This is a genomic window from Anatilimnocola floriformis, assembly GCF_024256385.1.
In the GTDB taxonomy this organism is placed as follows: domain Bacteria; phylum Planctomycetota; class Planctomycetia; order Pirellulales; family Pirellulaceae; genus Anatilimnocola; species Anatilimnocola floriformis.
The window spans coordinates 319,006-343,556 of sequence record NZ_JAMLFW010000002.1; the positions used below are offsets into that span (position 1 = coordinate 319,006).

General features: G+C 59.7%; 23 protein-coding genes. 8 read left to right on the forward strand and 15 right to left on the reverse strand.

What is annotated here, in order from left to right:
• Nucleotides 1-6: 6 nt before the first annotated feature.
• On the reverse strand, nucleotides 7-2,844 hold the full coding sequence (leuS, locus tag M9Q49_RS26020; protein WP_254512215.1) for a leucine--tRNA ligase: 2,838 nt from the start codon (nucleotides 2,842-2,844) through the stop codon (nucleotides 7-9).
• Nucleotides 2,845-3,111: 267 nt separating this feature from the next.
• A complete protein-coding gene (locus M9Q49_RS26025; RefSeq protein ID WP_254512216.1) occupies nucleotides 3,112-4,434 on the reverse strand; it encodes a hypothetical protein in 1,323 nt (440 codons plus the stop codon).
• A gap of 530 nt (nucleotides 4,435-4,964) precedes the next feature.
• Between M9Q49_RS26025 and M9Q49_RS26030 the strand changes: the two genes are divergently transcribed.
• Entirely contained in the window at nucleotides 4,965-6,005 is a 1,041-nt protein-coding gene (locus M9Q49_RS26030; protein ID WP_254512217.1) for a hypothetical protein, read from the forward strand.
• A 102-nt stretch (nucleotides 6,006-6,107) separates the two neighbouring features.
• Here the strand turns inward: M9Q49_RS26030 and M9Q49_RS26035 are convergent, their stop codons facing one another.
• The 3 genes from M9Q49_RS26035 to M9Q49_RS26045 all read right to left on the reverse strand — a co-directional run bounded on the left by M9Q49_RS26035 (nucleotide 6,108) and on the right by M9Q49_RS26045 (nucleotide 8,865).
• Nucleotides 6,108-7,448, reverse strand: coding sequence for a DUF1501 domain-containing protein (locus tag M9Q49_RS26035; RefSeq protein ID WP_254512218.1), 1,341 nt, complete (start codon nucleotides 7,446-7,448; stop codon nucleotides 6,108-6,110).
• 120 nt (nucleotides 7,449-7,568) lie between these two features.
• Nucleotides 7,569-7,757, reverse strand: coding sequence for a hypothetical protein (locus tag M9Q49_RS26040; RefSeq protein WP_254512219.1), 189 nt, complete (start codon nucleotides 7,755-7,757; stop codon nucleotides 7,569-7,571).
• Nucleotides 7,758-7,869: 112 nt separating this feature from the next.
• A complete protein-coding gene (locus tag M9Q49_RS26045) occupies nucleotides 7,870-8,865 on the reverse strand; it encodes a DUF1559 domain-containing protein (RefSeq protein ID WP_254512220.1) in 996 nt (331 codons plus the stop codon).
• A 343-nt stretch (nucleotides 8,866-9,208) separates the two neighbouring features.
• Here M9Q49_RS26045 and M9Q49_RS26050 point away from each other — a divergent pair, with 343 nt between their 5' ends.
• The gene (locus M9Q49_RS26050; protein ID WP_254512221.1) at nucleotides 9,209-9,814 is read left to right on the forward strand and encodes a hypothetical protein; all 606 of its coding nucleotides are present in this window, start codon (nucleotides 9,209-9,211) and stop codon (nucleotides 9,812-9,814) included.
• A 626-nt stretch (nucleotides 9,815-10,440) separates the two neighbouring features.
• Here the strand turns inward: M9Q49_RS26050 and M9Q49_RS26055 are convergent.
• Together M9Q49_RS26055 and M9Q49_RS26060 are read right to left on the reverse strand one after the other, a co-directional pair.
• Nucleotides 10,441-10,749, reverse strand: coding sequence for a Rieske (2Fe-2S) protein (locus M9Q49_RS26055; RefSeq protein WP_254512222.1), 309 nt, complete (start codon nucleotides 10,747-10,749; stop codon nucleotides 10,441-10,443).
• 20 nt (nucleotides 10,750-10,769) lie between these two features.
• Nucleotides 10,770-11,714 carry a lysophospholipid acyltransferase family protein gene (locus M9Q49_RS26060; protein ID WP_254512223.1) on the reverse strand — a complete coding sequence of 315 codons (945 nt, stop codon included), beginning with the start codon at nucleotides 11,712-11,714 and terminating at the stop codon, nucleotides 10,770-10,772.
• Between the two features lie 289 nt (nucleotides 11,715-12,003).
• Between M9Q49_RS26060 and M9Q49_RS26065 the strand changes: the two genes are divergently transcribed.
• Together M9Q49_RS26065 and M9Q49_RS26070 are read left to right on the forward strand one after the other, a co-directional pair.
• Nucleotides 12,004-13,215 carry a hypothetical protein gene (locus M9Q49_RS26065; protein ID WP_254512224.1) on the forward strand — a complete coding sequence of 404 codons (1,212 nt, stop codon included), beginning with the start codon at nucleotides 12,004-12,006 and terminating at the stop codon, nucleotides 13,213-13,215.
• Between the two features lie 58 nt (nucleotides 13,216-13,273).
• Nucleotides 13,274-14,125 (forward strand): hypothetical protein, encoded by an 852-nt coding sequence (locus M9Q49_RS26070; RefSeq protein WP_254512225.1) that lies wholly within the window; start codon nucleotides 13,274-13,276, stop codon nucleotides 14,123-14,125.
• Nucleotides 14,126-14,588: 463 nt separating this feature from the next.
• Here the strand turns inward: M9Q49_RS26070 and M9Q49_RS26075 are convergent, their stop codons facing one another.
• The 3 genes from M9Q49_RS26075 to M9Q49_RS26085 form a co-directional block, all read right to left on the reverse strand.
• Nucleotides 14,589-15,569: a hypothetical protein gene (locus M9Q49_RS26075; RefSeq protein WP_254512226.1), complete on the reverse strand. Its 981-nt coding sequence runs from the start codon at nucleotides 15,567-15,569 to the stop codon at nucleotides 14,589-14,591.
• Between the two features lie 175 nt (nucleotides 15,570-15,744).
• Nucleotides 15,745-16,242 (reverse strand): hypothetical protein, encoded by a 498-nt coding sequence (locus tag M9Q49_RS26080; RefSeq protein WP_254512227.1) that lies wholly within the window; start codon nucleotides 16,240-16,242, stop codon nucleotides 15,745-15,747.
• Nucleotides 16,243-16,322: 80 nt separating this feature from the next.
• Nucleotides 16,323-18,176, reverse strand: coding sequence for a sulfatase-like hydrolase/transferase (locus M9Q49_RS26085; RefSeq protein WP_254512228.1), 1,854 nt, complete (start codon nucleotides 18,174-18,176; stop codon nucleotides 16,323-16,325).
• Nucleotides 18,177-18,519: 343 nt separating this feature from the next.
• Here M9Q49_RS26085 and M9Q49_RS26090 point away from each other — a divergent pair, with 343 nt between their 5' ends.
• From M9Q49_RS26090 to M9Q49_RS26100, 3 genes are all read left to right on the forward strand, one after another.
• Nucleotides 18,520-18,846, forward strand: coding sequence for a hypothetical protein (locus tag M9Q49_RS26090; RefSeq protein WP_254512229.1), 327 nt, complete (start codon nucleotides 18,520-18,522; stop codon nucleotides 18,844-18,846).
• Between the two features lie 105 nt (nucleotides 18,847-18,951).
• Nucleotides 18,952-19,710, forward strand: a complete 759-nt coding sequence (locus M9Q49_RS26095) for an isoprenyl transferase (protein ID WP_315861208.1) — start codon at nucleotides 18,952-18,954, stop codon at nucleotides 19,708-19,710.
• Nucleotides 19,711-19,718: 8 nt separating this feature from the next.
• Nucleotides 19,719-20,630, forward strand: a complete 912-nt coding sequence (locus tag M9Q49_RS26100; protein ID WP_254512230.1) for a phosphatidate cytidylyltransferase — start codon at nucleotides 19,719-19,721, stop codon at nucleotides 20,628-20,630.
• A 515-nt stretch (nucleotides 20,631-21,145) separates the two neighbouring features.
• Here the strand turns inward: M9Q49_RS26100 and M9Q49_RS26105 are convergent.
• The 5 genes from M9Q49_RS26105 to M9Q49_RS26125 form a co-directional block, all read right to left on the reverse strand.
• Nucleotides 21,146-21,433 (reverse strand): hypothetical protein, encoded by a 288-nt coding sequence (locus M9Q49_RS26105; protein WP_254512231.1) that lies wholly within the window; start codon nucleotides 21,431-21,433, stop codon nucleotides 21,146-21,148.
• Entirely contained in the window at nucleotides 21,433-21,846 is a 414-nt protein-coding gene (locus tag M9Q49_RS26110) for a Dabb family protein (RefSeq protein WP_254512232.1), read from the reverse strand. Before M9Q49_RS26110 ends, M9Q49_RS26105 begins: the two co-directional genes overlap by 1 nt.
• A gap of 97 nt (nucleotides 21,847-21,943) precedes the next feature.
• Entirely contained in the window at nucleotides 21,944-22,684 is a 741-nt protein-coding gene (locus M9Q49_RS26115; RefSeq protein WP_254512233.1) for an MBL fold metallo-hydrolase, read from the reverse strand.
• A gap of 39 nt (nucleotides 22,685-22,723) precedes the next feature.
• On the reverse strand, nucleotides 22,724-24,097 hold the full coding sequence (locus tag M9Q49_RS26120; RefSeq protein ID WP_254512234.1) for a DUF1501 domain-containing protein: 1,374 nt from the start codon (nucleotides 24,095-24,097) through the stop codon (nucleotides 22,724-22,726).
• The gene (locus tag M9Q49_RS26125) at nucleotides 24,069-24,230 is read right to left on the reverse strand and encodes a hypothetical protein (protein WP_254512235.1); all 162 of its coding nucleotides are present in this window, start codon (nucleotides 24,228-24,230) and stop codon (nucleotides 24,069-24,071) included. Before M9Q49_RS26125 ends, M9Q49_RS26120 begins: the two co-directional genes overlap by 29 nt.
• Here M9Q49_RS26125 and M9Q49_RS26130 point away from each other — a divergent pair.
• Nucleotides 24,229-24,504: a DUF1844 domain-containing protein gene (locus tag M9Q49_RS26130; RefSeq protein WP_254512236.1), complete on the forward strand. Its 276-nt coding sequence runs from the start codon at nucleotides 24,229-24,231 to the stop codon at nucleotides 24,502-24,504. The two genes, M9Q49_RS26125 and M9Q49_RS26130, sit on opposite strands and share 2 nt — an antisense overlap.
• Nucleotides 24,505-24,551: the final 47 nt, after the last annotated feature.

Below are 24,551 nucleotides of genomic sequence, written 5' to 3' on the forward strand. Positions count from 1 at the left end.
GCGACTTTACTTCACCACAAAATTCACCAGTTTGCCGGGGACCACGATCGACTTGACGATCGTTTTGCCCGTCAGCAATTCGGCGATGCGTGGATCGGCCTGCGCTGCGGCCAGGATCGTATCTTGATCGCTGCCGGCCGGAACGACCACTTTGCCGCGGAGCTTGCCCAGGATTTGCACTGGGATTTCGATCTCGGCGTCCTTGGTCAGGGCTTCGTCGAAAGTCGGCCAAGGTTCGTAGGCCAGCGTTGTTTTGCCGCCCAGCAGTTGCCACAGTTCTTCGGCGATGTGCGGCGCGAAAGGACTCAGGATCAGCACGAAGCTCTTCATCACCGAGCGCGGCCGAACCGTTTGCTTCGTAAAGAAGTTGGTGAACTCCATCATCCGCGCGATGGCGGTGTTGAAGTCCTTGTTGTCGATGTCGCGAGTCACTTGCTTGATCGTCTTGTGCAGTGTGCGGGCTTGCTCCTCGGTCGGCTCGACGTCTTGCAGCGTCGACGACAGCACCAGATCATCCGCGCGGTCTTCAACAATCAATCGCCAGGCGCGATCCAGGAAGCCGCGCACACCGCTCACGCCGGCCATGCTCCAGGGTTTGGTCGCCGGCAGCGGGCCCATGAACATTTCATAGAGGCGCAGCGAATCGGCGCCGTGGCCTTTGACCACATCGTCGGGATTGATCACGTTGCCGCGGCTCTTCGACATCTTGAAGGCCCGGCTTTCGATCCGAATGCTCGGATCAGCCTTCAGGACAAATGAATCGCCCTTCTTCTCGACGTCATCTGCATTGATTTTCTGCGGCGTGACTGCTTCGCCGCTCACTTTGACGATGGCGTTTCCTTCGTCGTCATCCGTCACCTCCGCAGCGCTCACAAACGCGCCGCCTGCCCGAACGTAGCCGGTGAACTCGACCTCGCCCAGGATCATCCCCTGGTTGATCAAGCTCTTGAACGGCTCGGCTGTGCTGACGTGTCCGCGGTCGAACAGCACCTTGTGCCAGAACCGCGAGTAGAGCAGGTGCAGCACCGCGTGCTCGGCGCCGCCGACGTACAGATCGACGGGCATCCAGGCCTTTTCTTTTTCGCGATCGATAAAGACCTGGCCGTTCCTCACGTCAATGAACCGCAGGTAATACCAACAGCTGCCGGCCCACTGCGGCATGGTGTTCGTCTCGCGCACGTAGCGCTGGCCGTTGATTTCGGGATACAGCCAGCTGATCGGCGCTTTGCTCAACGGCGGCTCGGGGGTGCCGGTGGGTTTGAATTCTTCGATGTGCGGCAGATCGACGGGCAGATCGACTTGCGAAACCGCGCGAATCACCCCGGTCGGTTTGTCGGCAGCGTCGACCTCATGCAGGATCGGAAACGGCTCGCCCCAAAAACGCTGCCGGCTGAACAGCCAATCGCGCAGCTTGTAGTTGACGGCTTCGCGCCCCAAACCTGCGCCGGACAGATCGGCAGTGATGCGGCGCTTGAATTCGCCGGTCATCAAGCCGTTGTACGGGCCACTATTGCACGACACGCCATCGATGGTGCTGCAAACCTTACCGGCCAGCACTTCGCGGCGATCCACTTCATCGTTGTCGCCTGGATCGACGACCGCGATCACCGGCAGATCGAACGTCTGTGCAAATTCAAAGTCCCGCTCATCATGCGCAGGAACGGCCATGATCGCGCCAGTGCCATAACCCCACAGCACGTAATCGGCGACCCAAATCGGCACGGGTTGGCCGTTCACGGGATTAATGGCGGTGGAACCGGTGAAGACGCCGGTCTTCTTTTTCGTGTCTTCCTGCCGCTCGCGATCGCTTTTGCTGGCGGCCTTTTCGCAGTAGGCAGTCACGGCAGCCTGTTGGGCTGGCGTGGTCAGATGAGCGACGAAGGGATGCTCCGGCGCGATGACCATGTAGGTCGCACCGAACAGCGTGTCGGGGCGAGTCGTGTAAATCCGCAGCACATTGTCGTCGGGCTTGCGCGGAAATTTGGTCTTCGAGCGCGAGCAGCCCCAATTACTAAATTCAGCAGCTGGCCCGATGTAGAAATCGACTTCCGCGCCGACGCTGCGGCCGATCCAATCGCGCTGCAGTTTCTTGATCCCTTCGGGCCAGTTGACCTGATCCAGATCCTTCTCCAGCCGATCGGCATAAGCGGTGATTCGCAGCATCCACTGTCGCAGCGGGAGACGGATGACCGGATGGCCGCCGACTTCGCTCTTGCCGTCGATCACTTCTTCGTTGGCCAGCACCGTGCCCAGCTTCGGGCACCAATTGACCGGCGCATAAGACTGATAGGCTAGGCGATGCTCGTCCTGATACTGCTGAACGGCCCGCTCGCCCTCGGCTTTCACTTCGACCGGGATCGGCAGCTCCGCAATCGGCCGGCCCTTGCCCGTTTCGTGATCGAACCACGTATCGAACAGTTCCAGAAAGATCCACTGCGTCCATTTGAAGTATTCGACGTCGGTCGTCGACAGCACGCGGCTCCAGTCGTAGCTGAAGCCCAGCATCTTCAACTGCTTCGTGAACGTGGCGACGTTTTCCTCGGTCGTCAGTCGCGGGTGCTTGTTCGTGCGAATCGCATGCTCTTCGGCGGGGAGACCGAACGCATCGAAGCCCATCGGATGGAGCACGCTCTTGCCGCGCATCCGCTCGAACCGGCACACGATATCGGTCGCCGTGTAACCCTCAGGATGGCCAACGTGCAGACCGCTGCCGCTCGGGTACGGGAACATGTCGAGCACATACAGCTTCTCCCCCACAGGCATGTCCGGGGTTTTGAAGGTCTGGTGCTGGTCCCAATATTGCTGCCACTTGGGTTCGATGGTGGCTGGGTTGTAACGAGGCATGGCTGTCTTCTTGCTGAGCGCACGCAGGGTGGTGCGCGTTGCGGGCGGAAAGGTGTCGTTCTGGCAAAGACAGGCATTTTAGCAACAAGTTCGCGCCGGTGTCCCCGGTGCGACAAGGCATAGCCGTTGCTGGCAGAAAGCCAACAAAGCATCCCAAGAACTCCCTCTCCTCGGTATTCCGGGGAGAGGGTTGGGGTGAGGGGCTGAAGCTCAGATTACTTCAGCCTTCAGAAGACGCACATTTTCGCTGGAGCGAAAGCGACTTGCTTACTCGGCCAATTGCATTTGATCGCCCGACACCAGCTTGTTCAGCCGAGTCTGGCCGTGTGGGCGAACGATGGCGAAGCCGGGCGTGCTTTGGATCACCACGAACTCACCCACCGGCTGACGGCCCGTGAACGCGTAGTTGTGATAAGCCCGCAGCACGGTACCGACGCGGATTTGTTCGCCTTGGGTGAAGTTAACCATGGCTTGGTTGTTCCGCACGTCGACGCTGGCCGTGACGGCAGCACCGAGTTGTTCCGCTGGGCGAGCAACTGGCTGTTGCTGCTGCGAGTGCGCCATTGGTTGCTTCGAATAGGTGGCGGGCTGCCGGGCGGGTTGAGCAATCACTTGGCGTGCTTGTTCCACCAGCGTGCTGCTCGGGGCGGGAGCTGGATCAGCATCGTAGCCGAGCTCCGGCGGTGCGACTTCCGCGGGGAAGGTAGCGCCCGTTTGCATGATCTTCGGCTGACCGTTATAGACGCCAGCCGTACGGCGGCTCGAGCGTTGGCCAGGGACCGGAGCAGCACCCGTTTCATCTTGAATGCGCGGGGCCGGATCCTGGCCGCGATTGCGGGCCGGGGTCGGAGCTGGCGGACCAGGCACCGGGCCGAGCTCAGGAGCGGGTGTCGGCTGCGGCGGCGGAATGCTAGGGCGTTCGCCGGTACCGGGATTCTGAATTTCGGGGCGTTCGCCTTGCGGAATCACTTCGCCGGTGCCCGTTCCAGGACCATCGGTTTCGTCGAGGATAAAGCCATCCTGCGGGCCACGGCCGGGGCAGCAAGCCCGCAGCGCTTCGGCGGCCGCATTGCGAACCCGTTCCGAAGGTTCGAGGAAGCAGCCGGCGTCATCGCGTTCGTAAGCCATTTCATACAGCTTGTTCGACAGCTCTTCGCTGCAGCAGCTTTTGTTTTTGCAGTTCGCACAGGCTTCGCCGTTGGCGGCTTCGGTGATCGCTTTCACCGTTTGATAGCGCACGTCTTCGGTGCAATCGTCGAGCGCCTTCAGCAGCGCGTCGGTGATGCTGCCGTCGCGGTTGTAGCAGCCGCAACCAATCTTGGTGAGATACTTCACCGCCTTAATCTTCTGCTTGGCGAGATCTTCTTCCTTCTTGATCTCGGCCGCCTTCTTGATGGCGGGATTGGGCGACTCCAAGTTCTTGGGGTCGGCCAGGCGAATGAGGTTAGGCTTACGTTCGGCCTGCGGGCGATTGCCCAGCCGGTTGTCCCAGTTGTCGCGGACCGAGGTGTAGGTCTGCGGAATGCCCAGGAAACTCCACAGCGTGGCTTGCTTCGGCGGAGCAACCGGGGCCTGTGCGGACACAGACATGGGCAAGCTCAGGCCGGTAGCGACAACAGCGATGAGGCAGCGAGTTCGCGGCGACATAGATTACGTCCCTGGCAAATCCGTTTGGGGCATTCAGGCCAATCCGTGACCTGACCGAGCCAGCAAGCTGGCAAGGAGGATGCCAGCTTCCGCGCACGGAAACATAGCTACCTAAGATGGGTCAATCGGCACCCCTGGCATCAGCCGCAAATCAATTTCTGGTCACCCATAAGCCTTACCACGTTTACCGCGGTTGACGATAGCACCGCTGGCACAAACACGCACAGGGCTTCGTTCAATCCTGCGAAGTCTTATTACTGTCGCGATCCGCAGCCATGAGTTCACAGCTCTCGGCAAACTGCAGTGACTTTGCCGGTTACTCCGTTTCTAGCGGACGATGCAAAAGTTCTCGCCGTGCCGGTTGTAACTGATCGATCTGTTGTAACAGTCGGATCAGATATGCCACCGGAGCAACGCTGCGCGCCAGGTCACAACCAGCCGCCAGCCACTCCGGCCATCGCACGGGGGATACTATGAAGTCACTTTGGATTGCACTCGGAATCGTGGGGACGATTCCGCTGCTGGCCACGGCTCAGCAGTCGGCTTACTTTCGGCAACAGCCGGGCTACTCGCAGCAACAAGCTGCTTACTCGGGGCCCGAAATCGCCACTCGTTCGATCATCAAGCCGGTCGGCTATTACCAAGGCGGTTGCGGTTGTCAGGAACCAGCGCCGACTTGTGCAGCGCCCGGCTGCTGCACTCCGGTGCCCGGTCCCTCGGTCGGCAATTGCTGCCCCAAACCGTGCCTGCTCGAACGGCTGCACCGCGGCTTGCGTTCGCTCGATTGCCTGCTGCCCTGCAGCCTCGGCTGCAACTCGATCAATTGCAATTCGAGCTGCTCAAGTTGCTCTAGCTGCTCGGCTGGCTGCGAAACGCGGTCGTCGTGCGGTTCGTGCTGCACCAAGAGCCGGGCTCACTTCTTCGCCTTCTGCAAACCCAAGTGTGGTTTCGGTTGCGGGTCGAGCTGCGGTTCGGCTAGCTGCGTCGGTCCGGTTAGCTGTTGCAGCCCGTGCAAAATGGGTTGCAGCACTCCTTGCCAGGTTGGCTGCAGCGACGGCGTTCCGATGATGCACCCGCCGGTGCCGATGATGGACGATAACCCGTTCAAAGACGACAACCGGCCGATGGACCCGAACTCGCCGGCCCCGGGCCAGAGCACTTACAAACAGTACTACAAGAAGAACAACACCGTCACCGCACGGAACACGATGCCCATGCCGACTCCGGCCAAGCTCGATCCTTATGCTGCGGCCCCGGTTCGCATCAAGGCTCAACCTGCCGCCGCCGCACCTGCGCCGCAACGGCCTGTTGCTCCTCCGGTGAAAATCGCCAGCCGCGAACCAGCGACCATGAAAGTGTCGATCGTGCCAGAGATCGAAACCGTCTCGTTGATGGTGGCCGATGACGTGCCGCCAGCTCCGCCGGCGACGCTCTCGACCGTCAGCACCTCATCGGCTACGCCGATCCGCATTCAACGGTACGATGCTTCGATTCCGGCCAATCCGCTGCGTTAAGAAACGCTGCTGATAAGCCAAGAAACATAGCGAGGGCGCGTCCTTAGGACGATCGCCCTCGCTGACGTTCTTGACTTGCGATTGCCGCGTGAAACGCTGCTCTTACAGCAATTCCTTGATCGTCGTCGAATCGCTGACGAGATGGGTCGGCCGGCCTTGCGGCGTGTAAACAATCTTGCCCGGATCGATGCCGAGCTTGGTGTAAATCGTCGACACGAAATTCTCAGGCGACAAAATCCGATCGTTGGCCGTGTAGCCTTTGCGATCGGTGCTGCCGACAACCACGCCGCCTGGTGTGCCACCGCCGGCGATGAGCACCGACATCGCATTGGCCCAGTGATCGCGGCCTGCCAGTTTTTGTCCGCTCAATGTGCTGATGGCCGGTGTGCGGCCGAATTCGCCGAGGGCCACGACCAGCGTCGATTCGAGCAGCCCCCGCTCGGCCAGATCGGCGATGAGCGTCGCCACCGTGTTGTCCCAATCGGGCAATCGCTTGCGCAGGGCTGGAAAAATATCGCTGTGATGATCCCAACCGCCGTCGTTGATCGTGATGAACGGCACACCCGCTTCGACGAGTCGTCGTGCGAGGAGTGCTCGCTGGCCAAAGCCATTCCGGCCGTAGCGCTCGCGAACGGACTCTTTCTCGCGATGAATGTCGAACGCCGCCTGGGCCGCGGTCGACGTGATCAGGTCATATCCCTGTCGATAATATTCATCGAGTCCACCAACCGGATCGCCAGCGGCTGGATCGTTGATACGCTCGATGCGGTCGACAAGCTTGCGCAGATCGGTGCGGCGATTGAAATGGTCTTCGGTTAGCCCTTGCGGCAGCGCGACATCGCGGACACGAAAATCGGCAGAGTTCGGATCGCCGCCGACGACGAACGGCGCGTATTTGGCGCCGAGAAAATTCGGACCGCCCGAACGGCTCATGCTGGGAATCGAAAAGTAATTCGGCAAGCCGTTGTCCTTGCCGAGCTCATACGCCGCGACCGAGCCCATGCTCGGATGAAAACTGACGAACGCACCGCAGCCGACGGGAATGCGCGGCGGCGCGCCGGTCATCATGTAATGATTCCCCGCGCCGTGGTTTCCTTGATCGTGACGGATCGAGCGAATGACGCTGATCTGATCGAGCATCCCGGCCAGCTTCGTCATGTGCTGCGAAAACTGCACGCCGGCAACCTTGGTGCTGATCGGCTCAAACTCGCCGCGGATTTCGGCGGGCGCATCGGGCTTGGGGTCGAACGTTTCGAAGTGCGTCGGCCCGCCGTCCATCCAAATCAAAATGCAGCTCTTGGCCTTGGCCTGCCGCACCGTCGGCGCCGCGGCTTGGGCTCGCAGTCCCAACATTTGACTCAGCCCCAGTCCGACGGCTGAAGTCAGGCCGAGCTGCAAGCAATCGCGGCGAGAGATGCCAGCGCAATTTCGATAATGGCTCATCAGGCGGGCTCGGCGGGAGGGACGGCGCGGGTAGGAATCAGCAACGATTTATCTTATCGGCAACGGCGGCCGCCGCCAACGATTTTCCAAGAGCGGCACGTCATACGTGGCTCGGCTTATTCAGTTGGCTGGCACAGACTTCGTTCCTGGCGGCGGCGCTGGTCGCTGCATTTCGCGGTTCGAATTCTGAATCGCTTCTTGCCGTCCCTTTTCGATCACGGCGGGGTCTTCGGTTTTCGGCTGCACGGTTTCACCGCAGCCAGCGAGAGACAACGAACACAAGAGCACGGCAGGAATGAGGAAGCGCATGGATGGGACTCAACGAGGGCGAGCGAATATGTAGGACGGACCATTGGTCCGTCCGAGAAGTGTAACTGAACTGGCGATGCTTGAGACGAACCAATGGTTCGTCCTACGGAAGTTACGGCAGTTGTGTCGCTTCGCCGCCGGCCCGCGAGCCAGCTGCTGCCCAGATATCGGCATCGACCGAATTTGTGACGAACCGCACGCTGCCATCGGTCATCGACACGTTCGTGCCATTGGGATGCATGCTCGCCGAAGGAGACACGATCCGCCAGAAGTCGCCACCCGGCACCCAACACGTCGCGTTCGGCGGCGCGATGTGGTTGTACCAATTCCGCCAGGCCGTTCCCTCGGTCCACGGATAACCTCGCCACCGCCAATCGCCGGTCCAGGGAATGCTCGATGTCTCCCAGTTCCCCGCCGCGAACGCCGTGCGGGCCGCGGCCAACGTGCCGGTTGTGGGATTGGTCGAAGTATCGAAGCAGTCGAACTTCGATTTTGGCGGCCGGCTGATATTACCCGAGCCATTCACCACTTCGGCAAAGGCCGCCGTGTTGCTCAGCCCGTCGGTGATGTCGCCCAGCTTCAGCGGGCCGATTGCTTTCGCGCCGCCTGCATCTTCGACCGGCCCGAACACGCCGTCCCAACCGTTGAGCGGCGCCCAAGTGCCGGCGTTCGAGTGGTAGTTGGTCCAGCCCATGTATTCCTTCTTGCCCGGGAAAGGATCGCTGGGGCAGATCAAAAACTTCGGCTGCGTCGCGGCGGCTGCATAATTCTGCGTCGAGAATGGCCCTTGGTTGAGATCGAGCCGGTTGTAGACGCCGCTCTGTTCAAACTGATTGGCAATGAGCGCCAGCGGCGACAGATAACCCGCGCTCGTGGGCTGATGTTCGCCGGCCGGCAGCCGACTGAACGAACTCTCGAAGTTATGCAGGGCCAGCGAGACCTGCTTGAGATGATTGACGCATTGCGTCCGCCGCGCAGCTTCACGAGCCGCTTGCACGGCCGGCAAGAGGAGCGCCACCAGCACGCCGATGATCGCGATCACGACCAGCAATTCCACCAGCGTAAAACCAAACCGAACGCCGCCCTGCCGCATTCCACGCGCGCGCATTGTCGTCTCCAAGGAGAGGACCATTGAATCAAGATGTTGCCCGGGCCGTCGCTCTGTTCAATTTCGAGTTCTAAGCAAACGGAGTGCGCGGATCAAGAATAAATGGAGAATTCGCTAAAAAAGGTAAGAGCTAGGGAGTGGTATCCCCAAAACTGGGAGAACCAGCCGGGCAATTCCGGCACAAATCGCAGTCCCAAGCCCGCTGGCCCGGTGTTATTACAGCAGCCTCTGCCAATGAATCGGGCAGGCTCGGCACGGTCGATTCATCTTGTTCCAATCTCGCCTTCCTTGAACAATACGAATTGCCCTACTACACACTGACGCCGGTTCTGGAGTCTTCCGGATGAATGCTGCCCTGCTGTTGCTCGCTCTCACCCTCGGCCAGGCCGATCCTCTCCGCCCCGCGCCTGCCACCACCAGTGCCGCGTCGAAAGCGGATGCCGAAAAATCGGAAGAGCCCGGTCCCTTCACCCTCAGCGACCTCGCCGCAGGGGCCAAGAACGACGCCTTTGTCGATGAATATCTGAAAGACAAAAAACTGACTCTCTTCGGCACCGTGCAAAGCATCGAACGCTTTGCCGGCGACGAAAGCGTCCCGCCGCGTTATCGCCTGGTGATGAACCGCCTCGGCCGCGATGAGCGGAATGTCGATGTCGAAGTCTACTGCTACTTCGCCGTTGGCAGCCGCAAGGATCTCTCGACGCTCGAGCCCGAAGTTTCGAAGGTCACCGTCGAAGGAAAATGCACGAAGGCCGCGCTGCAAGGTGCCGCCAAAGGCTTTAGCTTTTTGCTCGCCCTCGAAGACTGCAAAATCGTCCCCACCCCAGCCTTCCTGCAAGAACCCGTGCGCGGCCCAGCCCCAGCCATTATTCCCAACGTGGTTGATCCCGCCGCTGCCCCTCCACGTTTGCCAGCCCCGCCGCCACCACCGCTGCCGATGCAGCCCTAGCCCCAAGTCGTCGATCCGCTCCGCGGTCGATGAACCAACTCGGCCACTCAGGGCGAAGAGCAACCAGCCCCCCATTCTGAGCGGCCGCAATATAACAGGTGATGCGACTTCCAAAATTTGCTGCAAAATCAATCAGAAAAACAACTTACGCCGAAAATGCGCTGCAATATCGCAGTGGCGGTATTGCACGATATTGTAGCTAAATCGGGTGGTTGAAAATTCGGCTGAACAGCTCGCCTCACGTCGTCCCTCGACCCAATTTCCAGCATCCAAACGACACGCCCGAGTGGACAACTCGGGTCGGTCGCAATCGCGCCAAAGTAACCACTCAGGCCGGCGCTGATTTCTGGGAAGACCGCGACCACCGGCCTCGTGCCGGTGGGGCGCTCACTGGCCGCTACCGCAGAACCAATCGACACGGCGACCATCGGCCTTGTGCCGATGGGGCCCTCACTGACCAGCTAAGGAAGCGAACAGTGATCGCTCCACGGGGATGAACCCCGTGGTCGCGGAAGTGTTTTTCTAGCGTGACACCGTAGCTGGCTAGTGAGCGCTCCACCGGTACAGGGCCGGTGGTCGCGAGCGTGAATAGTTGCGCGCCAAGCGATCACTCTGGGCGAGCGTGGCTACGGCTCCACATCCACCTGCACTGCCTCACCCTCGACGCGAACGGCAAACGATGGATGCACCAGCGACTTGCTCGCCTGATGCTGCCCCGTTGTCACATCGAACTGAAAGCCATGCCAAGGGCAGGTGATGATGCAGCCCTGCAGCCGGCCTTTGCCGAGCGGGCCACCTTGATGCGGGCACATGCCGTCGAGGGCATAGAACTGCCCGTCGACATTGAAGAGTGCGATAATTCTGCCGCCAGCAATGCATTCGCGCGCAGACCCCGGTGGGCAGTCTTGAACGCTGGCAATTGTTTCCCAGGGCATGTTGGTTTTGTGCGTAAGTGCTAAGCCGCTTTGGCCGATGGCGCGCGATCAGCCGTTTTGGCTCGTCCTCGCTTTGGCGGTTCACGCCAGCGGCGGTGCAGCCACCAGTATTGATCGGGCGCTTTGCGGATCTCTTCCTCGAGCACCCGATTGTACCACTGCGTGAGGGTCTTCACGTCGGTGCAATCCTTGGGCAGCGCTTGCGGATCGGCAATGTCGGCCAGCCCCAGCTCAAAGTGCAGCGGCGCGTGCGACCGTTTGCAAGTCAGCAGAATCATCGGTGCATCGCTGAGCAGCGTGAACAGCGCCAACGCCTTGTGACACGACGCCGGTCGGCCGAAGAAATCGACCCAGCAACCTTTGTCGCCGGCGTGTTGATCGCCCAGCAGCGCCAGGGCGCCTTTGTTCTTCAGCACCGCATCGGCATCGTTGGCCGAGCCCATCTTCGGCAGAATGAACTGCCAATTCAATTCGCGAAAGCGAATGACATAGTCATCGAGGTATTTGTTATCGAGCGTCCGCGTGACGGTGAACGTGCTGATGCCCAGCAACCCGCTCATCAAACCGGCCACTTCAAAATTGCCGAAGTGGGCCGAGACCAGCACCCGCGGTCGATTGAGCAACATCGCCGTGACGAGCTCGCGCGTGCGACCGAGCTTCACATACTTCCGCCAGTTCGTGGCGTGAATCTTCCGCGGCGCGTGAGCGATCTCGCAGATCATCGTCAGCAAGTGCAACCACATGCCGCGACCGATTTTATTCCGCTCGTGCTGCGATAGCTCGGGAAACGCCTGCTGGATGTTATCGTCCACCAATTTCCGCCGCATCCGTACGACGTCGTACATCAGCCAAGCCGCCCCGTGCGCCCAACCGACGCAAGTCTCGATGCTAATCGCCTGCACGACGGCAATGATCACCCGCACGAGCAGATAAAGAGGCAAGTCGAAACAACGGCGGATGCTCACGCTGGCGGTCCTTCGCACACAAAACCCGAATCCCTTGGGGAAGCGATTCTGCCAACTTCCCGCCGTCCGGCAAATAGCAGCTTGTCTCCAGCCGGATGTTGCTAGCAGTGTCGATGCTAGGTCGTAGTTCGTGGTTCGTAGTTCTTAGTTAGAAACCTCAAACTACGAACTAAGAACTACGAACCACGAACTAAGAACTCTTCCCACCCGCTTACCGCAGGCGAATTCATCTGGCCCCGTCTTCGCCCGGCTCCTATACTCCGCCGCCCTTACCACAGGACCTTGCCTTATGACTTTGCTCACGACGAGGCCGCCGCCGCACAACAACAGCGCCCGCTGGTTGATCGCGGCCAGCGCGCTTGGCTTGCTTCTCTTTCCAGCGCTCGTCGCTGCGCAAGTGACGTCGCCCGCGCAGCCGCTCGATGCCATTCGCAATCTCCTGCCGGGCACTCCCGCCGCCGGCGATAGCAAGTTCGGCCTCAAGGTCACCAAGGGAAACGGCACCCTGCCGAATCAGCATGGCCAGGTGTGGCGCGAATACGATCTGACTCCTTACACCTCGCGCATCACCGGCGTCGCTCGCCCCGAGCAAGCCATCGTCGATTGGATCCTCCGCGAGACCGGCACCGAGACCTGGTTCGGCACGCCCCTGGGCATCCTCAGCGCCGATGCCAATACGCTGCGGGTCTATCACACGCCCGAAGTGCAAAACACCGTCCGCGATATCGTCGAGCGATTCGTCGCCTACGATCCCACGGCTCACACCCTCACGCTGCGCATCGTCACCGTCAGCAATCCGGCCTGGCGAACGCGGGCCACCGCGCTGCTCAAGCCCGTCGATGTGCAATCGTCGGGCGTCGATGCCTGGCTCGTCTCGCACGAAAATTCCGCGATGCTGCAGGACGAACTGAAGCGCCGCGCCGATTTCAAAGAACTCGCCGCCGTCTCGCAACCCGTGCTGCACGGCCAAACGCTGCCGCTGTCGCAAGTGCAGCCGAAGACCTACATCCGCTGGCTGAAGACGCGACCCGATGGCTGGTCGGGCACCGAACCGATCAGCGGCACGATCGAAGAAGGTTTCACGCTGAAGCTCAGCCCACTGATGTCAGCCGACAGTAAAACCGTCGAAGCGAATTTTCAATGCACGATCGACCAGATCGAAAAACTGGTCAACGTGCCGTTCGACACCACCGTCGGCGGTCAACCACAACGCGCGCAAATTCAAGTGCCGCAGGTCGTCAGTTGGCGTCTGACCGAACGCTTCCGCTGGCCCACCGATCAGGTGCTGCTCCTCTCCTGCGGCGTGATCGCCAGCCCCACCGGAGAAGCCGGCGGCGCGCTTTCGCTCCTCAAAAAGATCGACACTCGCGCCACCAACGGCAGCCGCAGCGACGCCCTGGTATTCGTCGAATTCAAACGCAACACGCCCGGCGCAGCCGAAGCCATCAAAAAAGCCGACGCCACGATCTCCACGAATCCAGTCTCGCGAGGAAGGTACTAGGACTTGCGACCACTGGGCCAGTGGAGCACTCACTGGACAGCTACACACAAACCGCACAATGACTTCCCAGCCCATCACCCGCCGATCATTCTTCGCCGCTGCTGCCGCAGCCGTGGCGACGGCCTGCGGTTTGACGGGTTGCCGGGGCATTTTGCGCGGTGTCGATGGCTCGGCCTTATATGGAGCAGCGCCGACGGGACCGGTCGACAATCCACTCTTTGTGCCGCCGCTCGATCCGGAGTTCGTTTGGAACAATCTGGTCGATGCAGTCGACGATCATTTTCTGATTGAGCGCGAAGAGCGCGTCCGGCTGATTGGCGGCATTCTCACCGAAGGTCGGATCGACACTTATCCGCGCATCGGTTCAACATTGCTCGAGCCGTGGCGCGGCGACAGCACGCCCGGTTATGAAAAATTGCACGCCACGCTCCAATCGATTCGCCGGAAGGCCACGGTGCGGCTCATTCCGACCGAAGGAGGCGCGCTGGTCGACGTCGTCGTGCAGAAGGAACTCGAGGATCTCGACAAACCCGAGAACGCCACGGCAGGCAACGCGACGCTCCGTCACGATGGCACGCTGGTCCGCAACGAAGGTCCACCGGGCCGTTTCAGTGTGACGCTTGGCTGGATTCCAATCGGCCGCGATTGCTCCCTCGAACAAAAAATCCTCCGCGACATTCAATGCCGCCTCAACGTTCCCGGCACCGGCGCATCGCCGACGAGCGTTCCACCAGAACAAATGGAAAGCTCCGCCGAAACGATCGCCCCTGGTGAAATGCGCCCAGGTGGTCCAAGCAATTCCGGCCCCTCCGGCTGGCAACCACGCCCCGGCTTAGAATCACTCCCCGCCCCGCGAGGGCCAGGCCAACCGCAGGGCAATATCCTGCTGCCCAGCCAGCTGCCCCCCTAACGTCGTCGAACCGCTCCGCGGTCGATGAATGGAAGTATACCAGCCGCGCACCGCCGAAAGAGCCCCGCGACTTTCGGCACTTCGGCGAGTGGAGCTGGCAGCGGAGAATCTTCGTTCGAGACGAGAGCGAACCTAACCTCGATCCGCCTAACCCGGAACTTCGCGGAGCTCGTTCCTTGGCGCACTTCAGTTCAACCTCAACCCATCGTTTTCGGAGAAAACGACGACATTGTCGTCGATCACTCCGTGCTCGGTGGGTTAAGGCAAACCAACCGCGCGCCGCCGAAAGAGCCCCGCGACTTTCGGCACTTCGGCGAGTGAAGCTGGCAGCGGAGAATCTTTCGTTTGAAGCGAGAGCGAACCTAACCTCAATGCGCCTAACCCGGAACTTCGCGGGGCTCGTTCCTTGGCGCACTTCAGCTCAACCTAAGCCCATCGTTTTCGGAGAAAACGACGACATTGGTTACTCTTTTCCTTTTCGTTCGTTCCACTCGCGTTCGAACTTGGCGTCGCATTCGGCGCAGTCTTCGCCGGTGTCGTAGTGGCGCGTATAGCCCGTTGGCCCGAGTCGCGGATGCACGCATTCTTCGGGGAGCAAATCATCGACCAGCCAGCGATAGGTCTCGCGCGCGGTAGAGTGCTCGCACATATGCACCGCCACGCAATGCCATGCCAGGCGAGCGAGCAGCTTGCGAAGTTCCTCCACAGCATCCTCTTCGCTGACGATGTCGACGGACTTTTTCAAGACGAGTGGCGGATCAAATAACTCCGTGAACGGCACATCCTTGGTGCCGTCGAGCACTTCATCCATTTGCTCGTATAACTGTTTCGTTTCCGGATCGATGCCGGGAATGACTTCATCCCAGGGAAGCTTCTGCCCTGATTCGGCCGCTGCATTTTCCACCTCGCTTTCCTCTATTTCGCCGTCGCCTTTCTCTTCGGCATTTGCCGCGTGCAACTGCTCGTCGAGGTTCTCCGGAAACAGCTGATAGGGATCGGCATCGTCTGCCGTCGGCTCGGACTCTCCCAACAAGTCGCCGCTCTGCAGTTCCTTCCACTCTTCTAGCGAAGGCGGGGGAAGATCGGGAGGATCGAACACAATCGTCGGCGAAAAAACCTCGGCTACGATGGGCCCATCCTGGCTGAACCATTCCAAGTAAATCGACGTGCGACCATCGGCGAGCGTGCGGAGTTCGATCTGCCCGGTCACGCCGTTCTGAAAATTGGCCAGATCATCGACCACCTTTCGCGGACAGTCAGCGTCGCTGCTCGGCGCGGGCGAAGCAAAACGCAAATGCTTGCCGGCCAGTTCGCCCGACAAGTTGCCGGTCAGTTCCAGCCGCACGCCATAGTCGACCGCAAAATCAATCCAGCCGCAGACGGAATTCCGTCGCTTGTTCGTCAGTTCGCCGGCCGTAATCTGGCTGCCAATGCGGGTCGTCATGTGGCTTGCTTGAGAAGGGCAATCGATTGCTAAAACCAATGCTTTTTGATGCCGAGTACAATACCAAGGATTGGCAGCAATGCAATATTCTGCAACTGTTGTTAGTTGTTGGATTGGCAGCTTCAAGCCATGATGATTTATGCTCCTTCTGGGCCTTTGGCGCGGCGAAGCTAAATCAAAACAGCTTCCGGCTGATAACGAGTGCCACTGCCAAAGTCAATAACGTGCCCAGCCAAGCTGCCCACGCGATGAGTAGAAACAGCGTGCCGCCAACAGGCTTGGGCCGCATCTTACGCCACGCGTGCAACCACGAAGCGAGAACGTAGCCAGGGCACAACACCCACAAAAATCCGCCATAAGCGAAAAAATAGTAGACCAGAATCCGATCGGCCACATGCGGCATTCCTGGGAATATTGCTTTGGGAATCGGCAACGCCATCGTTAGTTCGGCTATCGTCACCGCGACTGCAATAAAGGTGAGAAACAACCGGCAAGCGCTGCGCACGAACGGATCAACACGATTGTTGACCAGAATGAGGCAGGCGATTGCGGGCGGAACAAAGAACATCAAAACTGTCCGGTCGACATTCGGCAGCCAGGCAAGCTGGACGACGGCTGTAGTCAACGCACCGAACGCGAAGAGGTCGTGAAGCAGCAACAGCCAACGAATCAACCTGCGCTGTCCGCCCTGTTGATCACCGCGATGGATCGCTTCCGACGAATACTGATTGCCGAGGGGAGTCCACCTACTCATCACTTCACCGGCAATAACTTCACCTCGCGCACATCCATCACGGCCGGTCCTGGTTTCGTTTGCGGGCGGATTTCGACCGTGTAACGGCCCGGCTTGTCGAGTTTGATTTGGCCGATCTTGCGCGGCACGAAGTTTTGAAAGCCGCCGGTCTGCTCGACGGTGAAGTTCAGTTTTTGTTCGTCGACGACGACCTGCACTTCGCTGCCGCCGCTGCCATTGCCGCAGCCGACGAGGAGTTCCACTTCGTAAGTGCCGGGCGTTTCGAGGGTGAATTCGAAGCTGGCCCATTCTTTTGGGTTCGTCCAAAAGCCGAGGGTGTTTTTATGTGGCAGGGGTTCATAGCGCAGCGTTTCGCCGTACACCGTCGCCCACTTGGCCGGCATGGTCACGATACCGTCGGCGGCTTGCGGATTGGGTTTGTAGTCGGGATTGGGCTCCATCATTTTCGCGCCGACATTCTTCCGCCAGGCTTCCAGTTTCTCGGCGAGCTCGGCGACAACTTGCGGATGCTGCGTGACTAGATTGCGATTCTCGCGCATATCGCTAGTCAGATCGAAGAGCTCACGGTGGCCATCCTCGAAGAATTCGATGAGCTTCCAACGTCCCGACCGAATCGCGCTGCTTGGCTTGCCGCCCTGATTCGCATAGTGCGGATAATGCCAGAACAAATCACGAGTGACGGGCCGTTCTTCCTCCTGCATCGCCGCGCGAATGCTCACGCCATCGACTTCGGTCGTCGCGGATAGGCTGCAAACGTCGAGTAGCGTCGGCAACAAATCGACGCTACTCGTCAGCGTGCCGTTGATTCCGGTGCGGATATTTTTCGGCCAGTGCATAATCAGCGGCACGCGAATGCCCCCTTCATACAGATAACCTTTCCCCTCGCGCAGCGGCGCGTTGCTCGTCGCTGGTGTGTGCGGCCCTTCTGGTGTCGCCAGGCCGCCGTTGTCGCTGGTGAAAATGACGAGCGTGTTCTCGGTGAGCTTCAGTTCGTCGAGCTTGGCCATGATTCGCCCCACGCCATCGTCGACACTCTCGAGCATGGCTGCGTAGACGCTGCTGTTTTGCTTGCCGCTGAATTTGGGATCGGCGGGATATTTTTTGATAACCTCTTCCTTGGCTTGCAGCGGCGTGTGCACGGCGTAATGCGGCAGATAAAGAAAGAACGGCTCGGCGCGGTTCTTCTCGATGAAGTTCACGGCGGCATCGGTGAGCAGGTCGGTGAGATAGCCGCCGTCCGGAGCCGCTTCGAGTCCCTTCAAGTTGCGACCAGCCGCTTTCCCCTTGGCATTCTCACGCACGAATGGCGCGAAGTATCCCGGCGGACTGCCGCCTTGATCGCCGCCGATGTTCACCTCAAAGCCTTGCGTCTCTGGACCGAAGCCCGCGCCGCCGAGATGCCATTTGCCGATGCTCGCCGTGCGATAACCGGCTTCGCGTAGACGTTCGGCAATCGTCACTTCGGCGAGCGGCAGTTGCTGTTCGATCTTCGGCCGCAGCAACTTTTGCGAAGGCATGTCGCCGCGGCCCGGCAACCAATCGGTGATGTTCAATCGCGCCGGATATTTGCCGGTCATGATCGCAGCCCGCGTTGGCGTACAAACGGGGCACGCTGCATATGCATCGGTGAATCGCATCCCTTGCTTGGCCAACTTGTCGAGCTGCGGCGTTTTATGAAACGTACTCCCGTAGCAACCGAGATCGGCCCAGCCCAGGTCGTCGATCACGATCAGCACGACATTCGGTCGCGGTTTCTTCTCCGCTTCTTGCGAGTGGGCAATTGCAGAAATCCAAAGCACCGTCAGGAAACCCGCAGCATGAGCGAGGCGTGGGAAAAGGTTGCGATTCGTCATGATAGTTCGCGTGTTGATCTTGATTGATGTCGAGAATCGGCCCCACAGAGCTTGCTCGGTGGAGCCTTGATTTTGCACTAGACGCCGCAGCATTTGCCTTCGCCCCCGCCGACCTCGTGTCGGTGGAGCGAGTGATTGGAAACCGCGAAATCATTCGCTCCACTGAGGCGAACTCAGTGGGGGCGAGAAAACTGAGAAACGATTCTGGTGCAGAATCGTTTCACCACCGAGCAAGCTCGGTGGAGTCCAAGGCGTCCCTGTTGTATCACATGCTCGCGCACTCCGCGATTTTCTCCTCATCTCCCGCTCGCCCCATCTCCAGTTGAGCTGGTATTGTGAGCGCATGCCGCCTACTCGAACTTCGCCGGTCATTCCCTGGCGAGTACCGCTAACGTTCTTCATTATCCATCACGTGCTCGTGGTGATGTTTGCCTTGCAAAATCCTCCGATGGTAGGTCCTAGCGCACATGACGGTTCGATGGTATGGCTGACCTGGGTTTGGATTGATTTTCCTCTGGGAATTGCGGCCATGTATGCAAGTGAAATGACAGAATCTAATTCGGTTGCCGTGACCCTGGTCGCCGTGATCGGCGGCTTGCAGTGGGTGTTGTGGGGAATGTTAATCGAGGCCGCCGGCAGATTTCTCCGCTGGGTTTCAACGAAAAAATAGGCCGCGAAATAGTTATGACCGTTTTCGCCCCATCTCCTTCATTCAGCTCGGCGCTGGTATCGTGAACATTCCGTAATCGTCTCGCCATTCCTGCAGCATTCCGCCGTGCCAGAGCCCGCCACCGTGACCACCGAGCAGCCCTTCGACGTGCCCGCCGAGCGCCGGCCGCGTCATGTGGCCGTCATCATGGATGGCAACGGCCGGTGGGCGCAGCGGCGAAATTTGCCACGCATCGAAGGTCACCGCCGTGGCGTGAATAGCGTCCGCAACACGGTCGAAGAAGCCGCCCGACTCCACCTGGCTCAGCTCACGCTGTTTTGCTTGTCGAGCGAAAACTGGAAACGGCCGCAGCGGGAGCTCGATTTTTTGATGCACCTGCTCGAGCAGTACATGATCGAAGAGCGGTCGACGATTCTGAAACAGAATATCGTTGTCTCGATCATCGGCCGCCGCGACGGCATCCCGGCGGCGACGCTGCGCGAGATGGATGAAACAGTCCGCCTGAGTGCGGCGAACAACGGCACGCGGTTGTGCCTGGCGATCAACTATGGCAGTCGCGGCGAAATCGTCGATGCGACGCGAGCCATCGCGCAGCAAGTGAAGGACGGCTTGCTGTCGCCGGAACAGATCGATGAAAAAACGATCTCCGATAATCTGTATACCCAGAACATGCCCGACCCCGACCTGCTGATTCGCACCGCGGGCGAAATGCGGATCAGCAATTTTCTGCTCTGGCAAATCAGCTATGCGGAGCTGTGGGTCACCGAGCGCTGCTGGCCGGAGTTTGAAATCGCCGATCTGCATCAGGCCATTCGCGACTTCGCCGGCCGCGATCGCCGCTTCGGCGGTCTGTCTCAGATCTGAAAGGGCCGGTGCTCGTGCTTCGTTGGCGATTGGTTTCTTCGTTTGTGATCATCGCGTTGATGGTCGCGCTCGTCACGCTCGATCATCTGCGCCTGGGCGTGGGAATCGACGGCGTGTGGCTTGCGCCGGTGCTGATCGTGGTAACGATCCTCGCCGCCGAAGAAACGATCTCGCTGCTGCGAAATCAAAAGCATGATCCGCTGGCCTGGACCGTTTACGCTGGCAGTTTGCTGCTCGTCCTTTCCGGCTGCGATTTGCTCATCAAACAACTGCTCGTCCGGTTCGGCTATCCCAGCTATCCACCGTGGGAAGGTTGGCCGGCGCTGGCGCTGGCTGCCGGTGTGATCCTCGCCTTCGGCGGCGAAATGGCCCGCTTCAAAAAGGCGGGCGAGAGCTCGATCGTCAACGCCGCGCTCGCCATCTTTGCGATGGCTTACGTCGGCGGGCTGATGCTGTTTCTCGCCTGGCAACGGCTGCATCACGGGACGTTCGCGTTTCTCACGATTCCGATCATCGTGAAGTGCGGCGACACTGGCGCTTACTTCACCGGGCGCTTTACCGGTCGCCACAAGATGACGCCGCTCCTCAGCCCCGGCAAAACCTGGGAAGGCGCCGTTGGTGGCGTTGTCGCAGGTTGCCTGGCGAGTTGGTTTTGCTTCGCCGTTCTGCAACCGAAGTATTTCCCCGACGCCACGCCGACCGTGCATCCACCGCTGGTCGCGGTGTTGATCTACGGCCTCGCGATGACCCTCGCTGGCATGCACGGCGACCTTGCCGAGTCGCTGCTGAAGCGCGACATGCAACGTAAGGACAGCAGCACCTGGTTGCCGGGGCTCGGCGGGGTGCTCGATGTGGTCGATAGCATGCTGATGGCGGCGCCGGTGGCGTATCTGTTTTGGAACACCGGCTGGCTGGGGTAGGGATCATCTTGCTCGTCTCTTCGGAAGAGGCAACGAGGCAATTTCAGGTCAGTGCGTGAAATACCAGTGGAATGACGCCCTTGCCCCGCATGGTGGACATGCATGCAGTTCCAGCTGGCAACAACGTACGCCTCGCTCATTAGCAAACTGGTGAACCTGAAATGCGACCGAGGAGATGTACGTTTCGAGCTAACTGCGCACTATTTCGGCAGCGAGTTATCGGGATGTTATACTTGATTACAACGGAGGTTATGCGCTGTTATAATCGAAATCGCACCGAATAAGGGTTTGAGATTGCCTGCTGCGTCGCAAATGCTTGGCATGTCGCAGGTAGTGCGTTGGCCGGGTGACATAAGCTCCAAAAGGGGCGCTGTTATAAACTTGTTATAGGCTTTTGCCGCCCTTTTGCGCAACTACTGAACTGGCCAGTGCTTCGCTAGTTCGAAAAAAGCGTGCGAGGTGTTATAGGCTCGCCTGCGAAGCATCCTTAAGGGCGAGGGGGCTGGATTCTCAGCTTAGGAATCGACCGTCGGCCGAAAGAGCCAATCGCGGACACGATCGTAGAGCCAGTATTGCAAGAAGAGGAGCAGCAGCGGGCCGATGATGAGCACCGTCTGCGCGATGCGCGGATCGGGCCGGCTGTGGCCGTTGAATTCCAGCCACGAACGATAAGCGATCGTCACGGCAAACGTATCGGCGACAAGCAGTACGCTCGTCGCCGCGAGCAGCACGATGAGGTGTGCGCAGCCGAGTTGCAGTAGCGCCGGCACACGGCGTGTTCGCTGCTTCTCGGGGGTTGCCATTAACGATCGGCCCAATAGTCGAAGACGACAACTTTCTCGCGGCGGTCTTTCACGACCTTCACATAGTCATCGTGGGCCGGATGCTTGAGATAAGCATCGCGAGCGGCTTCGTCTTTGAACGACACCACGAAGCAATAAGTCAGCCCTTCCGATTTGCCTTCGGGGCTGACATTCGGACCGTGCTCGAACGCGACAATGCCGTCGATCTTCTTCGGCAGACCGGCAAAGGCGTCGATCACTTCCTGGATCTGCGGCTTGGCGATTTCGTCCTTGAACTTATACATCACGACGTGCCGCAGCACTTTGCTCTTGGCTTCCGGGCCCTTCGATTCTTGACTAGCGCCCATCTGCCACACCGCAAGTGAAAAGAGAACGGCCGCAAAAATCACGGCGGCGATCGATTTGGAATTCATGGATAGCTCCTGAGTAGGGACGGGAGGCGAGAGGCGGGAGTGGGAAGCGTGTCTTTCTGATTTTCCCCGCCTCCCGCCTCTCGCCCCTCGTCTCTTTCTAAAATTCAATCTGCTGCAGATCAAACCCAATCGAAACCGGCAAGCCCGGATCACTCACCAAGCCGAGGCCCATCGGATCGGCGTCGTCAGCAATCGGGTTCACATGCGTGAGGATCAGCCGTTTCACCTGCGCCGCGCGAGCAACTTCCAGCACCGGCGTGAGGCAGCTGTGCCCGGTCTTTTCGGCAAGCTCTTCCCAACCGTCGCCGAAGTTGCACTCATGCACGAGCAAATCGACGCCGCGAATACTTTCGATGTAGGGGGCATCGGGCCGGGCCGTGGTATCGGTGACGTAGGCGAAGGAGCGATCGGGCCAGTCGATGCGATAGCCGAGCGAACCGCCCGGATGAACCAGCGGAAAATAAGTCAGCAGGCCGTCGCCGCCAACCTCGGTCGGGCCATTCAGCGGCTGAAAGGTTAGCGGCGGCAAGACTGGGAAGAGCGCCGGCGCGAAGAGGTGATCCTGCACGCCGCGCAGATGGACTTCGTCGCCGTGCACGCGCGTGGTCTTCAAGCCGGTCTCGTACGCAACATCGAACAGGAACGTGAGCCCCGCAACGTGATCGAGATGAGCGTGCGTGAGAAACACGTCGAGCTCACTCGTTCGCAGCCAATCGCGAACACGGAAGAAGCCGGTGCCCGCATCAAGGGCTAGGCCGATCTCTGGAAACAGCAAACACGCGGTATGCCGCCGCGGGCTGGGGTGATAACCGGTAGTGCCAAGCAGGAGGAGTTGCATGGCGACTAGTATAGTCATCGCTCGCGGCGCATTCGACGACTACGACAAAATCCCGCGCACGATCTTGCCATGCACATCGGTCAGCCGGTAATCGCGCCCCGCATGGCGATAAGTCAGCCGTGTGTGATCGATCCCTAGCTGATGCAGAATCGTCGCGTGCAGATCATGCACGTCGACTTTGTCGCGCACGATGTGCTTGCCGATCTCGTCGGTCTCGCCGTAGATCATGCCCGGCCGAATGCCGCCGCCGGCCAGCCAGATCGAAAAGCATTCGCCGTGATGGCCGCGGCCGTGGCTACCTTCCTTCGCGGGCGTGCGTCCAAATTCCGTGGCCCAGACCACGAGCGTTTCATCGAGCAAGCCGCGCTGCTTCAAATCCTGAATCAAACCCGCCATCGGCTGATCGACCGCTTTGGCAAGCGGAGCATGCTCTTTCATCTCGCCGTGCGAATCCCAGTTCGGCCGCGAACCGGTATCGATCAATTCAATAAACCGCACGCCGCGCTCAGCAAGCCGTCGAGCGACGAGGCATTGCCAGCCGAAGCTCGCGGTGTCGCCGCGCTTCAAGCCATACATCTGATGCGTGGCATCGGTCTCTTGATTGACGTCAAAGGCTTCCGGCCCAGCCGTTTGCATTTGAAAGGCTGTTTCGAATGACTTGATTCGCGCCGCGAGCGCGCTGTCGTCTTGCCGGGGCTGCAAATGTGATTGATTGAGCTGCGAGAGAAGATTCAACTCGAGCTGTTGCACGCTTTGCTCGCGCGTGCGTGGCACCAGGTTTTCGATCGGCTGTTGGCCGGGGATGACGCGCGTCCCTTGATGATAGGCGGGCAAAAAATCGCTGGCATACACCTGCGTTCCGCCGTAGGGCAAGTGTGGCGCGATGACCATGAACGACGGCAAGTTTTGATTAAGTGTGCCGAGGCCATAGCTGATCCAAGAGCCCATGCTGGGCCGCGTGAAGGTCGCACTGCCGGTGTGCATGCCGACGGCGGCTTCGGTGTGATCGAAGTGGGCGCTCTTCATCGACCGGATCAGGCAGATGTCGTCCATCTGCTCGCGCAAATGCGGAAACAAATCGCTGACGACCGTGCCGCAGCGTTTGTTCGCGCTGTAGGGAAAGACGCTTCCCATCAGCTTGTCTTTGCCGCTGCCGTCGCGACCTTTTTCGGACGACTTGGGATCGAACGTATCGATGTGCGACACGCCGCCGGTGGCGAAGAGAAAAATTACCCGCTTCGCGCGCGGCGAATAGTGCGGTGGTTTTTCCAGCAGTGCACCATCGGCGCTCGGCGAAGATTTTAGCGGGGCCGTTTCGCTGGCGAGCAATTCGCTGAGAATGCCCGGCATCAGCAGCGAACCGCTGACGAGCGAGCGGATGACGTTACGGCGGGAAGTATTCAAGGCGTTCATCCAGTCCATCATAGCAACGAGCACTGGTCCGGTCGCAACTGCCGTTCGTCTCCGGCTTGCGTCCCAGGCTGGCCAGCCAGTAAGAATAATCGTAGTCCGTGATTGCCGGCAAACCGCGAGAAAGAAACACCATGTCCGATCTCTCCAAGCAGCAAATTCCGCCCGCCACGTTCACCACGCTGCTGCAAACGATTGCTGCCCAAGCCAGCGTCGCGCTCGGGCTGATTGCCGATCCGCGCACGGGCAAGCCCGAGGTCAACCTCGACCTGGCCAAGCACTTCATCGACACACTGGTGTTGCTCGATGGCAAAACCAAGGGAAACCTCACCAGCGACGAAGCGGCATTGCTCGCCGCGGCCACGGGCCAATTGCAGATGACGTTTGTAAATCTGAAGAACAAAAAGTAATTCGCTCGCAGTATTGCTGTGCTGCTATCGCGTCCCGGCAGAACAAC

Bases quoted from the DNA above. Each gene is read 5' to 3' on its own strand.
- leuS (WP_254512215.1), bottom strand. From the start codon at position 2,844: ATGCCTCGTTACAACCCAGCCACCATCGAACCCAAGTGGCAGCAATAT.
- M9Q49_RS26025 (WP_254512216.1), bottom strand. From the start codon at position 4,434: ATGTCTGTGTCCGCACAGGCCCCGGTTGCTCCGCCGAAGCAAGCCACG.
- M9Q49_RS26030 (WP_254512217.1), top strand. From the start codon at position 4,965: ATGAAGTCACTTTGGATTGCACTCGGAATCGTGGGGACGATTCCGCTG.
- M9Q49_RS26035 (WP_254512218.1), bottom strand. From the start codon at position 7,448: ATGAGCCATTATCGAAATTGCGCTGGCATCTCTCGCCGCGATTGCTTG.
- M9Q49_RS26040 (WP_254512219.1), bottom strand. From the start codon at position 7,757: ATGCGCTTCCTCATTCCTGCCGTGCTCTTGTGTTCGTTGTCTCTCGCT.
- M9Q49_RS26045 (WP_254512220.1), bottom strand. From the start codon at position 8,865: ATGCGCGCGCGTGGAATGCGGCAGGGCGGCGTTCGGTTTGGTTTTACG.
- M9Q49_RS26050 (WP_254512221.1), top strand. From the start codon at position 9,209: ATGAATGCTGCCCTGCTGTTGCTCGCTCTCACCCTCGGCCAGGCCGAT.
- M9Q49_RS26055 (WP_254512222.1), bottom strand. From the start codon at position 10,749: ATGCCCTGGGAAACAATTGCCAGCGTTCAAGACTGCCCACCGGGGTCT.
- M9Q49_RS26065 (WP_254512224.1), top strand. From the start codon at position 12,004: ATGACTTTGCTCACGACGAGGCCGCCGCCGCACAACAACAGCGCCCGC.
- M9Q49_RS26070 (WP_254512225.1), top strand. From the start codon at position 13,274: ATGACTTCCCAGCCCATCACCCGCCGATCATTCTTCGCCGCTGCTGCC.
- M9Q49_RS26075 (WP_254512226.1), bottom strand. From the start codon at position 15,569: ATGACGACCCGCATTGGCAGCCAGATTACGGCCGGCGAACTGACGAAC.
- M9Q49_RS26085 (WP_254512228.1), bottom strand. From the start codon at position 18,176: ATGACGAATCGCAACCTTTTCCCACGCCTCGCTCATGCTGCGGGTTTC.
- M9Q49_RS26090 (WP_254512229.1), top strand. From the start codon at position 18,520: ATGCCGCCTACTCGAACTTCGCCGGTCATTCCCTGGCGAGTACCGCTA.
- M9Q49_RS26105 (WP_254512231.1), bottom strand. From the start codon at position 21,433: ATGGCAACCCCCGAGAAGCAGCGAACACGCCGTGTGCCGGCGCTACTG.
- M9Q49_RS26110 (WP_254512232.1), bottom strand. From the start codon at position 21,846: ATGAATTCCAAATCGATCGCCGCCGTGATTTTTGCGGCCGTTCTCTTT.
- M9Q49_RS26115 (WP_254512233.1), bottom strand. From the start codon at position 22,684: ATGCAACTCCTCCTGCTTGGCACTACCGGTTATCACCCCAGCCCGCGG.
- M9Q49_RS26120 (WP_254512234.1), bottom strand. From the start codon at position 24,097: ATGAACGCCTTGAATACTTCCCGCCGTAACGTCATCCGCTCGCTCGTC.
- M9Q49_RS26130 (WP_254512236.1), top strand. From the start codon at position 24,229: ATGTCCGATCTCTCCAAGCAGCAAATTCCGCCCGCCACGTTCACCACG.
- M9Q49_RS26125 (WP_254512235.1), bottom strand. From the start codon at position 24,230: ATGGTGTTTCTTTCTCGCGGTTTGCCGGCAATCACGGACTACGATTAT.